This window comes from Streptomyces kronopolitis, assembly GCF_050953795.1.
Taxonomy (GTDB): domain Bacteria; phylum Actinomycetota; class Actinomycetes; order Streptomycetales; family Streptomycetaceae; genus Streptomyces; species Streptomyces kronopolitis_A.
In genome coordinates, this window is sequence record NZ_CP191850.1 from 558,714 (window position 1) to 572,377 (window position 13,664).

9 protein-coding genes are annotated in these 13,664 nt (G+C 72.1%); 4 read left to right on the plus strand and 5 right to left on the minus strand.

The genetic code is table 11. The features are described 5' to 3' along the window. Positions 1 to 1,034: 1,034 nt before the first annotated feature. The gene (locus tag ACQP17_RS02090) at positions 1,035 to 3,794 is read left to right on the plus strand and encodes a SpoIIE family protein phosphatase (RefSeq protein ID WP_433854647.1); all 2,760 of its coding nucleotides are present in this window, start codon (positions 1,035 to 1,037) and stop codon (positions 3,792 to 3,794) included. Between the two features lie 195 nt (positions 3,795 to 3,989). Here ACQP17_RS02090 and ACQP17_RS02095 read toward each other — a convergent pair whose 3' ends face one another. The 4 genes from ACQP17_RS02095 to ACQP17_RS02110 all read right to left on the minus strand — a co-directional run bounded on the left by ACQP17_RS02095 (position 3,990) and on the right by ACQP17_RS02110 (position 9,874). Next, a complete protein-coding gene (locus tag ACQP17_RS02095; protein ID WP_433854648.1) occupies positions 3,990 to 5,348 on the minus strand; it encodes an LCP family protein in 1,359 nt (452 codons plus the stop codon). A 17-nt stretch (positions 5,349 to 5,365) separates the two neighbouring features. After that, positions 5,366 to 7,465 carry a bifunctional polysaccharide deacetylase/glycosyltransferase family 2 protein gene (locus ACQP17_RS02100; protein ID WP_433854649.1) on the minus strand — a complete coding sequence of 700 codons (2,100 nt, stop codon included), beginning with the start codon at positions 7,463 to 7,465 and terminating at the stop codon, positions 5,366 to 5,368. A gap of 147 nt (positions 7,466 to 7,612) precedes the next feature. Next, complete coding sequence (locus tag ACQP17_RS02105) at positions 7,613 to 7,843, minus strand: hypothetical protein (RefSeq protein ID WP_433854650.1); 231 nt, start codon at positions 7,841 to 7,843, stop codon at positions 7,613 to 7,615. 1,491 nt (positions 7,844 to 9,334) lie between these two features. After that, entirely contained in the window at positions 9,335 to 9,874 is a 540-nt protein-coding gene (locus ACQP17_RS02110; RefSeq protein ID WP_433854651.1) for a hypothetical protein, read from the minus strand. Between the two features lie 18 nt (positions 9,875 to 9,892). On the opposite strand from ACQP17_RS02110, the gene ACQP17_RS02115 reads away from it, so the two are divergent. The 3 genes from ACQP17_RS02115 to ACQP17_RS02125 all read left to right on the plus strand — a co-directional run bounded on the left by ACQP17_RS02115 (position 9,893) and on the right by ACQP17_RS02125 (position 12,962). Beyond that, positions 9,893 to 10,039: a hypothetical protein gene (locus tag ACQP17_RS02115; RefSeq protein ID WP_433854652.1), complete on the plus strand. Its 147-nt coding sequence runs from the start codon at positions 9,893 to 9,895 to the stop codon at positions 10,037 to 10,039. Between the two features lie 143 nt (positions 10,040 to 10,182). After that, complete coding sequence (locus tag ACQP17_RS02120) at positions 10,183 to 11,427, plus strand: PP2C family protein-serine/threonine phosphatase (RefSeq protein ID WP_433854653.1); 1,245 nt, start codon at positions 10,183 to 10,185, stop codon at positions 11,425 to 11,427. Positions 11,428 to 11,588: 161 nt separating this feature from the next. Beyond that, complete coding sequence (locus tag ACQP17_RS02125; RefSeq protein WP_433854654.1) at positions 11,589 to 12,962, plus strand: hypothetical protein; 1,374 nt, start codon at positions 11,589 to 11,591, stop codon at positions 12,960 to 12,962. A 15-nt stretch (positions 12,963 to 12,977) separates the two neighbouring features. On the opposite strand, the gene ACQP17_RS02130 is transcribed toward ACQP17_RS02125, so the two are convergent. Then, the gene (locus tag ACQP17_RS02130; RefSeq protein ID WP_433854655.1) at positions 12,978 to 13,601 is read right to left on the minus strand and encodes a CBS domain-containing protein; all 624 of its coding nucleotides are present in this window, start codon (positions 13,599 to 13,601) and stop codon (positions 12,978 to 12,980) included. Between the last annotated feature and the right edge of the window lie 63 nt (positions 13,602 to 13,664).

Here is a 13,664-nt window from a genome sequence, read left to right on the forward strand (position 1 = left end):
ACACTCGACTCGACACGGTGGACATTCCGGGGAATGTGCGCAGAGACGGGCCCAGCGGGTCGATTTCGTAGCACTCAGCAACGACCCGGTCACCGATCCGCCCCCGCCACCGCCGCCATTTGAGGAAATCTTGAGCTTTCTCTTCCGGGCAATGCCGAAACCCGGAAAAGCCCTGCTCCAGCGGCCGGGAATTCGTCACGGATCTTCGCCGGACCGGTTCCGCACGCCCCTCCCGCCCTCGCGACCGACCTCGTGGCCGGCCAGCCGGGGACCCCTCCCATCTCGGACATAACGGGAGGTCGGACGGCCGCGACGGACCCGGCCACGCGGCCCGCACCCCCGGATCCACCCCGCACACCCGCTCCCCCCATGCCCGGCACGCCGCCCCTCCCGGCAAATAGGAGGACGAGAGACCCAGGAGGGGAAGTAACACCGAAGAAGGGGGGACTTCGCCCGGCCGGACCCGCCCGGCGGCCACACCCGTCCGCCTCCGGAATTCCTCGCATCCGGACCCTCTCCCTCGGACGAAGGTTTCCGAGTTCCGGCCGGCCGAAGGGACGGACAAGTTCTCCGGCGACCTCCCGATAAACGATGTAGATGCCATCAAGACTTTCTCCGTGCACCCGATTCACGGAAACATTCACCGGAGCGCGCGAAAGCCCCGGGCCGCACGCAACGACCGCCCACGCACAGCCGAGTGGCCGGAAAAATTCCCGCGACCCACAACTGGGCGTCCCCACAGGCGACTTGGCGCACTTCCCGCCACGGCACCCGTCACACGCCCCGCACGACATCCCCGCACACTCCTCGCCGGATCCGGATACCGGTCGCCTCGGGCGCGGTACAACTTCGCCGGACCCGGCGCCCGTTGCCCTCGACGTGGACCCGTGTTCGATATCCGGGCACGGAGCGTGGCGACCCCGCCGTCACACCCGCCCGACGCGGCACCGGCGGCCAAAATGAGCGTCGCACAGCCATGCGATATCCCGGCGTGGTGTTGTCAGGTGCCAGAGTGGTCGGGGTACATATGAAGCATGGCCCGAATCTCCGGCCGCTTCCCGTGGCTAACCTCGGAGCGCAGGTTCACCGGTCGGCACCCGGACGATGACGGTCGGCGTGGCGGCTCGCCGACGGCATCGGCGGGACGTCTGCGCGCGCTGGCGAGCACCCGCAGCGTCGCCGGTCAGATGTTCCTCCTCCAGGTCCTGATCGTGCTGCTGCTCATCGTGGCGTCGGTGACCGCGCTGCTGCTCCAGTCCCGCAGCGACCGCTTCCAGGGGGCACGGGACCGTTCGGTGGCCGCGGCCGAGGCCTTCGCGCACAGCCCGGGGCTGGTGCCCGTGCTGCGCGGCCCCGACCCCAGCGCGGTGCTCCAGCCGCTGACCGAGGCGGCCCGCAAACGCGCCGGCGTCGACTTCATCGTCGTCATGAACCGTGCCGGAATCCGCTATACGCACCCCAAGCCGCAGGAGATCGGCAAGCACTTCATCGGCACCATCGGGCCCTCGCTCGCCGGCCACGTCACCGTCGAGAGCGTCGTCGGCCCGCTCGGCCACGAGGTGCAGGCGGTCGTCCCGGTGACCGACGCCCGGGGCAGGGTGGTGGGCCTGGTGTCGGCCGGGATGCGGGTCAGCCGGGTGAGCAGCGCGGTGGACCGGCAGCTGCCGGTCGTTCTCGGTGCCGGCGCCGCCGCGCTCGCGCTGACGACGGCCGGCACCGCACTGGTGACCCGCCGGCTGCGGCGCCAGACCCACGGGCTCGGCCCCGTGGAGATGACCCGGATGTACGAGCACCACGACGCGGTGCTGCACGCGGTGCGTGAGGGCGTGCTGATCCTCGACGGCGACGGGCGCGTCCTGCTGGCGAACGACGAGGCGCGCCGGCTCCTGGACATGCCCTCCGAGGCGGAAGGGCAGCGCGTCACCGCCCTCGGGCTCGCCCCCCGGGCCGCCGAACTGCTGGCCTCCGGGACCGTGGTCACCGACGAGGTCCTGGAGGTCAGGGACCGGCTGCTGGCGGTGAACATCCGGCTCACGGACCCGCGCGGCGGACCGGCCGGGACGGTGGCCACGCTGCGGGACTCCACCGATCTGCTGGCCCTCGCGGGGAAGGCGGAGGCCGCCCAGAGCCGGCTGCGGCTGCTGTACGAGGCGACCGTCGCCATCGGCACCACCCTCGATGTGCAGCAGACCGCCGAGGAACTGACCCGGGTCGCGGTGGACTGGTTCGCCGACTACGCCACGGTCGATCTCGCCGAGCCGGTGCTGGCGGGTGAGGAGCCGCCGGCCGGGGCGTACAGCGAGGCGCCGGAGCTGCGCCGGGTGGCACTGTCCGGCCTGCCCCAGGACCACCCGCTCTACCGCGTGGGCGAGCTGCACCGCTACGCCGTGCCCAATCCGATGGCCACCGGGTTCGTCACCGGACGGTCCGTACTGGTCCCCGATCTGCGGGAGGCCGAGGAGTGGCGCGCCCAGGAGCCGGAGCGCTTCCAGCTCGCCCTGGACCACGGCGTCCGCTCCCTGCTCACCGTCCCGCTCCGGGCACGCGGGGTGCTCATGGGGGTCGCCAACTTCTGGCGCTCGTCCGACAACGCGCCGTTCGAGGAGGGTGACCTCTCCCTGGCCGACGAGATGGCGGCCCGGGCCGCCGTGTCCATCGACAACGCGCGCCGCTTCACCCGCGAGCACGCCATGGCCGTCACCCTTCAGGAGAGCCTGCTCCCCCGCGGCCTGCCCGAACAGGACGCCCTCGACCTCGCCCACCGCTACCTGCCCGCGCAGACCGGGGTGGGCGGCGACTGGTTCGACGTGATCCCGCTGCCGGGAGCCCGGGTCGCGCTGGTCGTCGGTGATGTGGTCGGTCACGGCCTGCACGCCGCCGCCACGATGGGCCGGCTGCGGACCGCGGTGCAGAATTTCTCCAGCCTCGACCTGCCGCCGGACGAGCTGCTCAGCTACCTGGACGAGTTGGTCCACCGCATCGACCACGAGGCGATCGCGGCGGAGGACGAGGCCACGGTCGCGGGCGCCACCTGTCTGTACGCCATCTACGATCCGGCCTCCGGCCGCTGCACGATGGCCCGTGCCGGCCACCTCCCGCCGGCGCTGGTGCACCCCGACGGCAGCGTGGAGTTCCCCGAGCTCCCGGCGGGGCCGCCGCTGGGCGTCGGGAGCCTGCCGTTCGAGGCGCTGGATCTGCACCTGCCCGAGGGCAGCAGCCTCGTCCTCTACACCGACGGCCTGGTCGAGGGCCGCAACCACGACATCGACACCGGCATGCAGAACCTCGCCGCGACCCTGGCGCAGCCCGGCCGGACCCCGGACGAGATCTGCGAAACCGTGCTCAGCGGCCTGCCCCCGGCCCGGCAGCGTGATGACATCGCCCTGCTCGCGGCGCGTACCCATCGGATGGACCCGGACCGCATCGCGGAGTGGGAGATCCCCTCCGACCCCGCGGCGGTGGCCGAGGCCCGCGCGAACATCACCCGGCAACTGGCGCAGTGGGACCTGGAAGAGATGGCCTTCGCCACCGAACTCGTGCTCAGCGAACTCATCACCAACGCCATCGTCTACGCCACCGGTCCGATCCGGGTGCGCCTGGTCCGCGACCGCACCCTGATCTGCGAGGTCTCCGACACCAGCAGCACGTCCCCGCACCTGCGCTACGCCGCCGAGGAGGACGAGGGCGGCCGCGGTCTCTTCCTCGTCGCCCAGCTGACCCAGCGCTGGGGCACCCGGTACACGCCGGAGGGCAAAATCATCTGGGCGGAACAGGCCCTGCACGAGCTGTTCTAGCCTCGGCGCACCGACCACCGAGGGGCGCACCGGTCACCGGCAGCAGCCGGGGCATCGGGCGGGGGCATGGACGGGGCTCACGCGGCTCCCGACCTTGCCTGCGGATCACGCCAGTTGGGGCCGTGGGCGGGCGGCCGCGCGTCGTCCGGGGACGTCCGCGGCGGCGCCCGCCCTGCTCGTGTCAGCGGGCTCCCGTCACCGGGTCTTCGGCCGCCGCGGGCCGCCCTTGACGTCCACCGGGCGGTCGTCGTTCAGCTCGCTGAAGAGCTTGCGTGCCTGCGGCTCGTCCCAGAGCACGGCGCTGCCCTTGGAGGTGGGGAAGCCGAGGTTCGCCACCGGGACGTTGATCTGCTTGCCGTGCCCGCTCGTGACGCCCTGGACCGCGCGGAACATCGTCGCGAGATCCAGCAGGCTGGTGTCCCGGTCGACGATCAGCGTGTCCAGCCCGGCGTTCAGCGCGCCGTAGAGGGAGAACGGGTTGAGCACGGTGCCCGGCTTGCCCGCCCGGTGCGCGAGGGCGGAGAGGAACTTCCGCTGGTTCTTGCTGCGTCCCAGGTCGCCCTCGGCCTCCTGGTGGCGCTGGCGGACGAAGGCGAGCGCCGCCCTGCCGTCGAGGGTGTGGCAGCCCTTGGTGAAATCGGCCCCCGACTTCTTGTCCCGCAGGTCCCGGTCCAGGCAGATCGGGACGCCGCCGACCGCGTTGACGAGGTTCACGAAGCCCGCGAAGCCGACCTCCACGTAGTGCTGGATCGTCACGCCGGTGTTGCGCTCGATGGTGCGGACGAGCATCTTGGGGCCGCCGAGGGCGAACGCCGCGTTCAGCTTGTTCTTGACCGGGCCGTAGTGCTTGCCGGTCATGGGGCTGGTGTGGCCCGGCACGGTCAGCCAGGAGTCACGGGGCAGGCTCACCATGCTGGTGCCGCCCGCGCCGGTGTGCAGCAGGATCATCGAGTCGGTGCGCCGGCCGCCGGCCGATCCGGTGTGCAGATCGTGCTTCTCCTGGTCGGTGAGGCCTTCGCGGCTGTCGGAGCCCACGATGAGGTAGTTGGTGCCCTTGCCGGCCCGCTGCCCCTGCCCGGGTGTGCCGAGGTCGACCTCGCTGTTGAGCTTGCTGTCGGCCCAGGCGAAGGTGCCGGCGGGGACGCCGAGGAGCACGACGAGCACCCCGATGACGACCCGCCGTACCGGCCGCCGGCGCCGGGAGCGGTGCGCGCGCCGCCCGCCACCGGGAGCACCGCCGCCCCCTCCGCCTCCCCGCTCCGTACGGCCCTCGTCGTGCCACGGCGGGGGCGGGGCCGGGTGGTCGTCGTACCCGTCCGGGAGGGTGGCGGCGGGGTGCGGATGCCGGGGCGGGTCCTCGCGCCACAGGGGTTGCCGCATGTCCACCACCTCCCCGGCCACGTTGCGGCGGCGGTCCCGGGGCCGGCGCGGCTGCCACACGTCGTCCAGCGTGTCCGGCCCGTCCTCCGCTCCGTACGGCGCGGGCCCGTCCGGACCGAACGGGCCCGCGCCGGGTATCTCGCTGCCGGCCCGAGGGCCTGGCGAGTTGCTCATGTGTGCACTCTCCTCGGTCACTTCGACGACAGACTGGTCGGCTGCGGAACGGGCTCCTTGAGCAGGTGCTGGTTGGCGGTGCCGGAGCGCTGCATGCGGTGCCACTTCAGGCGGGTGCCGAGCAGCGCGGTGACGACGGACTGGATGACGACGAGGTACAGCAGCTGCCGGTAGAAGAACAGCTGGAGCGGCAGGGCCCACAGCTCCCGGAGCTTCTCGTGGTCCAGCCGCAGCGCGTACGCGGCCGTGATCAGCTGGATGACGAGGAAGCCGAGCCAGACCCCGACGGCCTGCGCGGTGTCCCCGAAGCACAGGCCGTACAGGGCGAAGACATCCACGACCGGCGCGAACAGCGGCAGCACGATCTGGAACAGGGCGAGATAGGCGAGCCCCCGGCGGCCGAAGCGTCCGGCCGGGCCGACCTCCACCACGGCGTGGCGGTGCTTCCACATCGACTGCAGCGTGCCGTAGCACCAGCGGTAGCGCTGCCGCCACAACTGGCTCAGACTGCTGGGCACTTCGGTCCAGGCGATGGCCGTCTCCTCGTAGACCACCCGCCGGCCCACCCGCCACAGGGCCATGGTGAGATCGGTGTCCTCGGCGAGGGTGTCGTCGCTGACCCCGCCGATGGCCAGCAGCGCGTCCCGGCGGAAGGCACCGATCGCGCCGGGGACCGTGGGCATGCACTCCAGCACCTCGAACATGCGCCGGTCCAGGTTGAACCCGAGGACGTATTCCAGGTGCTGCCACCTGCCCAGCAGCCGGCGGCGGTTGCCCACCTTGGTGTTGCCGCTGACCGCGCCGACGGTCGGATCGGCGAGCGGCTGGATGAGGCGGTACAGGGCCTCCGGCTCGAAGACCGTGTCCGCGTCGATCATCACGATGATCTCGCAACGCGCGTAGCGCAGGCCCGTGCTGAGCGCCCCGGGCTTACCGGAGTTGGGCTGTTCCACCACGGTCACCCGCGGATCGGTGATGCCGCGGGCGATCTCCACGGTCCGGTCCGTCGACCCGTCGTCGATGACGATGATCTGGAGGTCGCGGTGGGTGGAGGCGAGCAGGGAACGCACCGTGGCCTCGATGCCGGCCTCCTCGTTGAACGCGGGGACCAGCACCGTCACCGGATCGGTCACCTCGCGCAGCCAGGGCGCGCCGGACCGGTGCCGGCGACGGCGCCGCACATGCACCCGGGCGAGGAAGGCGAGCAGCACCAGCCGGAGCATGCCCAGCCCGCCCGCGATGCCCAGCGCCCAGGTCATCGAGCGCGCGAAGGTGTGCCCGACGGACTGCGTCCACATCAGCGCCTGGCCCTGGGCCCGTTCGGTCAGGGAGGCCGTGGAGGTGAGCGGGGCCCGCCCCAGTCCGCCCGTGACGGTGGTGAACTGGCCGATGTCGGGGTTGTCGAGCAGCTTCTTGGCCTCCCGGTAGCCCAGCGCGGTGTGGCTGTACTGCCGCACCACCCCCTGCGGGGGCTTGCGCGACCGGGCGGTGGCGGCCACCACGACGTACCCCTGGTCGGTGGCGCGCCGGGCGGCGGACCACTCGGCGCCGCACAGCGTGTCGGCGGTGGTGGTGTGGGGCAGGCGCAGCAGCCGGGTGTTGACGTCCGCCGCGCCCGCCAGGACGGTCTGGGTGAGGGAGAGTTCCAGCTGCGCGCGGACGTGCGAGGCACTGCCCAGGTCGCCGCCGGTGTAGGTGTACGAGCCGATCTCGTGGCCCTCGTCGCGGATCCGCCGCACCAGCTCCGGGTAGCGGGCCGCCTGGTCGCCGTAGAGGAAGAAGGTCGCCCGCGCGTGCCGTGCACGCAGCAGGTCGAGCAGACGCGGCGTCCACACCGGGTCGGGCCCGCCGTCGAAGGTGAGCGCGGCGGTGCGGAACGGCATCTGCGCCGTCTCGGCTCCGTTGCGGGTGACCCGGAGCACCGGGTCGCCGTTGTCCGCGGACTTCGGGATGGGGCTCGTGCAGGCTCGTCTGTTCCGGGCTCCGTCGACCTCGTGGGTCGTCCAGCCCTCGAACAGCAGTGAAGCGGCGACGATGGGGAGGATCAGCAGCAGCAGTAACCAGTGCCAGCGTGGGGGGCGACGCAACGCGTGCCGTCCCTGCCCTGACAACGCCACAATGAGCCCTTTCTGTCGAGCGGACGTGCCACGTGAGAGGCGTGCGTCCGCGCAGGCGGCCATGGCGCCTGCGCGGACGGACACGCCTCGGGTCGGTGCCGGGGCGGCGTCACACCCGTGGGGGGATGCGCGCCGCTCCGGCAGTGGTCACGGGGCAGGGATGGTGCGGGAAGGGGCCCTGGAGGTGTGGTGACCGACGGGAACGGCCCGTCCGGAGGTGTCGGACGTCCGCGCCGGTCCGGCGCCGCCCTGAGCACTGGGCACCGGGTGCGCGGTGTGGTCCGGGAGTGGGTCGGCCTTTCCCGGAGCCGGCTTGGCGCCGGGCTGCAGGAGGCCGCCGAACACCACGGCGAGGAGGACGAGATATCCGGTGCACATGCACCCTACGGTCAACGCTGCATGCCCCAGGAAGCGTCTGCGCCGACCTGAGTTGTCGACAAATACGGGACGATTCCCTTGCTTACCGGGGCGACTGCTGTGGGGGGTAGCGGTTCGCATGGAGCGTGAGTGTAACCAGTTATCAGCGAATGAGAATAGGCAAGGTCAGCCAGCGTCTTCGATCCTCTGATGACGGCGGCAAAGGCCACCGGGCGAGCCGGGACTCCAGCTCCCCCTTATGATCGCACTCGTCAACATACCTATTCACGCGTGCCGACGGTTCACCGCGAGCCCGATCGGCGCCCTCGCGGTGCCCGGCACACCCCGTCCGGGACGGTTCATACTGTGAAGTAACTCACGCCGGACAGTGCGGCGGAAAGTAATTGAACTGCTTACTGAGCGCCGGGTTCGTTTTGCTCCCCGCTGACCGGGAACGAGCCTCTTGTGCCGTCCGGCGCCGCACCGCCGCCCGGCCTCCCGCACGACGGCCGCGCCACCGCACCCGCCGCCCCAGGGGCGCTGCGCGCGGCCTTCGGCACGCCCCGCAGCAGGCGCGATGGCGCCGGCACACCGCACCGGCCGGACACCGGACCGCACCCGCGGCCGGCCCGCGGATCACTCCATTCCGCACAAAGGTGAAATACCCTGAGATGCGCCGGACCCAGACGCGCCGACAACCCTCCCTACCCACACCTCAAACCAAGCACAAAAACGAACACGAGAATCCCTCGACAGCTCGTCCCATTCTTCTTCCGCGAGACTTCCCGTATCCCTTTACGGTTGAGAAGTGATGAAAGGAAAACGCAGCACTTCTTCTCGCGCATGACCTGTGCCGATCATGGCCGGAATGCGTATGCCGTACGCCCTGCCGTTTCCTCCCGGAGTCCCGCAAATCTCCACCGGAGATCAACGGAGTTCTCACCGCCGTCCCGGGCGCTCCGGCATCGACGGAGTGTTACGGGAGAATTTCCCGGCCGCGTCGGCGGGGTCCGCCGGCCGGCCGCTCCGACGAGGTGCCGCACACTCGCCCGCGGAGGCCGATCACCTCTCTCACCTGCCCGCACCGATCAGCGGGGCGGGTGCGCAGAACGCGCAGGTACCCGGCCCGTGGGCGGCCGCGACGTCGACCGCCGTTTACCTGCCGTATCCCCCATGTTTCGTACGAGGTCATGGCAGGGACGGAAGAATGGGCTCCTAAGCAGCCCGGATACGGCCCGTTCGCCCGCCTTTCCCGCCTTCCGCCGGCCGCGCACGGCGCTCCGCGGGAAGTCACCGGAAGTCGCCGGCAACAGTGCGGACCGGACTTCGCACGACCTCCCGGCCGCTTCCGCAGAACCGGGGCACTCCCACCATCCGGCCCGCGGAAACCAGCAATCCCGGCGCGGCACAATGTCGTTGGCGGGGGAACTGGGGACGGAGTTCTCCGGGGGCGCGCCGACCCGGTACCGGGCAGCGGAGGAAGATCGCGGGAGAACCGCGAATTCCTGTCACTCAGTGCCTCTCGGCCGCCGCGTCCCGCTCGGCGAACTTCTTGAGCGTCAGCAGCTGTTTGCGCATCATGACCAAGTCGCCCCAGGCGAGGAGCCGCCGCTGGAGCCGGCGGAGCGGCGGGCGCCGCGATTCGCTGTCGACCTTCACCAGCAGCCGGCAGCCGTCGCCGTGCGGAAGGACGACATAGCTGACGGCCATCTGCCCGTGCCGCCGCGCCGGTTCGGCGGGCAGCACTCCGGTGACGTGCTTGTCGGTGGCGACGTCCACGATGTCGAAGACCAGGAACCGCTGCCCGACCTCCAGGGGTTCCAGCCCCGGGGTGAGCCGGTCGGGGCTCCTGCGGCCGCGGAAGTCGATCCAGTCGTAACTGTACGGCGCGACCGTCAGCTGGTGGACCCAGCGGAAGACCGTGGCGCACGGCGCCGCCACGTCCACGGCCCGGATCCAGCCCTCATGGGGGACCGTCAGCAGCCCGTCGCACGGATAGCGCGCCTGCCGCTCGGCGGCGGTCGCACCCCAAGCCCTCCCGGAAAAGTCCATGTCAGGACAATACGCCATGTGGTGGGTTGGGGACAGGCCGCGGACCAGCACCGGCGGCTGGAGCTGCGGGGGTTCGCGGCCTGGGTCGTCGTCATGGCCGTCGCCCCGCCCGCCCACCGTTCGGGTGACAGTCCCGGACCGGCCGGTTCCGTGGCCGCCCCGTAGCGGGCACGCCCCGGGAACGGCCGGAGCGCGTGGGCGCGTTCCGCGCGCGATGGCCCGGCGTCATCCCGGCAGGCAAAGGAGCCGGGCCTCTCTTAGATTGGCCGGGTGGGGGTCCGGAGCCGGCCGAGAGGGGGCAGGAGCGCGTGCGGAGACCGGACCTCGACCATGCGGCGCTGTTCGCCGCGACCCCCAGCGCGTGCCTGGTCCTCGACCCCGATCTGATGATCGTGGACGTCAACCAGGCCTACCTCCAGGCGACCGGGCGCACCCGGGACGAGCTGGTGGGGCAGTTCGTCTTCGACGCCTTCCCGGACAACCCCGCGGACCCCGACGCCGAGGGGGTGCAGAACCTGTCCCCCTCGCTGCGCCGCGTCCTGGCCACGGGCGAGCCGGACACGATGGCGGTCCAGCGCTACGACATCCCCCTGGCGAACCGGCCGGGGGACTTCGAGGAGCGCTGGTGGTCCACGATCAACACCCCGGTCATCGGCCCGGACGGCACGGTGGCGTGGGTCATCCACCGGGTGGAGGACGTGACCGCGTTCGTGCTCTCCCGCCGTTCGCGCGGGCTGCCGGGCGGGCGGCTGAGCGAGCGTGAGGAGGCGATGGAGGCGGAGCTGTACGTCCGGGCCCGGGCGCTGCAGCACCTCAACGAGGAGCTGCGCCGGGCACACGCCCGGGAACGGCAGGTGGCGCTCACCCTGCAGGACGCGATGCTCCACTCCCCCGACCTCGCCCGGCACCACGATGTCGCCGTGCGCTATCTGCCCGCCATCGGGTCGCTGAACATCTGCGGCGACTGGTACGACGTCGTCGACCTCCCCACCCATGGCTTCGCCGTCTCGGTCGGGGATGTCGTCGGCCACGGGCTGGAGGCCGCCGCCGTCATGGGCATGCTCCGCAGCGCCCTCAGCGCCGCCGCCCGCTCGGTCAACGGCCCCGCCCAGGCGCTGAAGGTGCTGGGACTGTACGCCCGGTCCGTCGACAAGGCCCTGGCCACCACCGTGGTGCAGGCGCTGATCGACGTCGCCGGCCGCCACCTGACCTACAGCTGCGCCGGCCACCCCCCGCCCGTCCTGCTGCACCCCGACGGCAGCCACGACCTCCTCGACCAGGCCACCGACCCGCCCCTGGGCGCCCACCCCGAGCAGGTGCCCCGCGTCCAGGCCCATGTGCCGTACACCCCCGGCGACACCCTCGTGCTCTACACGGACGGGCTGATCGAGCGCCGCGACGAGGACATCGACGTCAGCCTCGGCCGCCTTACCGACGCCCTCGCCCCGTTCAGCAGATTCAGCCCGGAGCGCCTCGCCGACGCGCTGCTGGCCCGCCTGGGCGTCAGCGCCGGCGCCACCGACGACATCGCCCTCGTCGTCGTCCGGCTGTAGCCCGGTGCCGGATAAACCCAGCTGCGGGAAGGGCAGTTGAGGTCTCGGCCAGGCGGCTCCGGCTCGTCCTCGGTCCGGTCCGGGCCCCCGCACCGCCGTGGCCGTGCAGGTTCCCGGTGGCGGTCGCCGTTCCGGCCGCTCGGCCGGACTACGGTGTGCCGGTGACAGCGAGTGCGGACAAGCGGGAATGCCGGCGCGATCTGTGGGCGGTTGCCGGTGCGGTCGCGCTGTTCGTGCTGGCGGCGGTGGCCGGACGGGTCCTCAACCGGACGGTGTACGGGTCCGAGGGCATTCTGCGGCTGCCGTGGCCGCCGCTGGACGCGTGGTGGCTGCCGCACCTGGGGCCCGGTACCCCGGCGGCGCTGGTCGTGGCCGCGCTGATGGTGGTGTGGGGGCCGGCGGCCGCGCGGCGGCTGCCGTGGCGGGTGCTGCCGGTGGCCGGGTGGGGCGCGGCGATGGCCTGGACCTGGTCGCTGGCGCTGGTCGACGGCTGGAACCGCGGCGTCGCCGGGCGGCTGACCACCGGCCTGGAGTACCTGCAGTCGGTGCACCGGGTCCATGACCCGGTCGCCTTTCTGCGTGACTTCACCCATCACATCCTGGTCGGCTCGCCGGGCCTCTGGCCGGCGCATGTGGCCGGTCATCCGCCGGGCGCGCTGCTGACGTTCGTGGGGCTGGACCGGATCGGGCTGGGCGGCGGCGCCTGGGCGGCCGCGTGGTGCATCACCGTCGGCTCCTCGTGCACCGCGGCCCTCCTGGTGACCGTCCGGGCGCTGTGCGGTGAGGCACCGGCGCGCCGGGCCGCCCCGTTCCTGGCGCTCGCCCCGGCGGCGGTGTGGATCGGGGTCAGCGCCGACGGCTACTTCGCGGGCGTCGTCGCCTGGGCCGTCGCGCTGCTGGCCCTGGCCGCCACCCACCGCACCCGCGCGCCCCGGCTCACCGCCCTGGGCGCGGGGCTGCTGCTGGGCTGGGCCTGGTATCTGTCCTACGGCCTGACGGTGTGCGTCGTGCTCGTGGCCGCGGTGCTGCTGCTCGCGCGCTCGGCCCGCCCGCTGCCGTACCTGGCAGTGGGCGTCCTGGTGTGGGTGGTGGCCTTCACCGCGGGCGGATTCTGGTGGCCGGAGGGCTATACGACGCTGGTGGAGCGGTACTACCAAGGTGCCGCGAAGGTCCGCCCGTACGGCTATTTCGTGTGGGCGAATCTCGCGGCCCAGGTGGTGAGCGTGGGTCCGGCGGCCGTGGCCGGGCTGCGCCGGGCCACGGTGGTGGTGTGGCCGGCGCTGCGCGGGGTGCGGCACACGGCCCCGGCCGGGCGTGCCGCCCTCGCCGTCCTGGTCGCGGCGGGGCTGTGCATGGTGCTGCTCGCGGATGTGTCCGGGATGAGCAAGGCGGAGACCGAGCGGATCTGGCTGGCCTTCGCGGTGTGGCTGCTGCCGGGGTGCGCCCTGCTGCCGGCCCGTACCCACCGCGGGTGGCTGGCCGCGCAGGCGGTGGTCGCCCTGCTGGTCAACCATCTGCTGCTGACCGCCTGGTGAGCGGGCTCGGGCGGACTACTCCGGGGCCTTCTGCGGCTCCAGCGGGATGTCGTCCCGTTCGGCGGTGAGCCGGTCGATCACCTCGACGACGCCGTCGACGCCCTCGCACATCCGCACCGCGATGGGCACCAGGCTGGTGCGCTCCAGGGTGCCGGTGAGGGTCACCGAGCCGTTGGAGACGTCGACGGTGACCGTGGACGGTGACACACCCAGGGTGCGCGTGAGCACCTCCTCCAGCACCTCTTCCTGGATGGCGCGGTCGCGGCGCAGGAAGAGCCGCACGAGGTCGCTGCGGCTGATCACGCCGATCAGCCGGCCCGCGTCGTCGACCACGGGCAGCCGCTTGACCTTCTTCTGCTCCATGAGCTTGGCCGCCTCCACCACGCTCCACGCCGGCCGCGCCACCACGGCGGGGCTGGTCATGATCGCCTCGGCGGTGGTCGCCCCGAGCTTGGCGATCTGCCGGCGCAGCAGATCGGCTTCGGAGACCACCCCGACCACTTCCTCGTTCTCGCCGAGGACGGGGACGGCGGTGATCTCGTAGTCGTCGAGCAGCCGGGCGATCTCCTTGAAGGTCGTGCCCCGTTGGGCGACGACGGCATGGGGGGTCATCAGGTCTGCCACACAGCGGTGCGTCATTTTCGGCAAGTCCCTCCGGGGTCTGCCCGGGCCGCCTGCGAAGGCGCCACGGGCGGGAAGTCC

Coding starts and splice junctions, on each gene's coding strand:
- ACQP17_RS02130 (WP_433854655.1), bottom strand. CDS start 13,601: ATGACGCACCGCTGTGTGGCAGACCTGATGACCCCCCATGCCGTCGTC.
- ACQP17_RS02095 (WP_433854648.1), bottom strand. CDS start 5,348: ATGAGCAACTCGCCAGGCCCTCGGGCCGGCAGCGAGATACCCGGCGCG.
- ACQP17_RS02105 (WP_433854650.1), bottom strand. CDS start 7,843: ATGTGCACCGGATATCTCGTCCTCCTCGCCGTGGTGTTCGGCGGCCTC.
- ACQP17_RS02110 (WP_433854651.1), bottom strand. CDS start 9,874: ATGGACTTTTCCGGGAGGGCTTGGGGTGCGACCGCCGCCGAGCGGCAG.
- ACQP17_RS02090 (WP_433854647.1), top strand. CDS start 1,035: ATGGCCCGAATCTCCGGCCGCTTCCCGTGGCTAACCTCGGAGCGCAGG.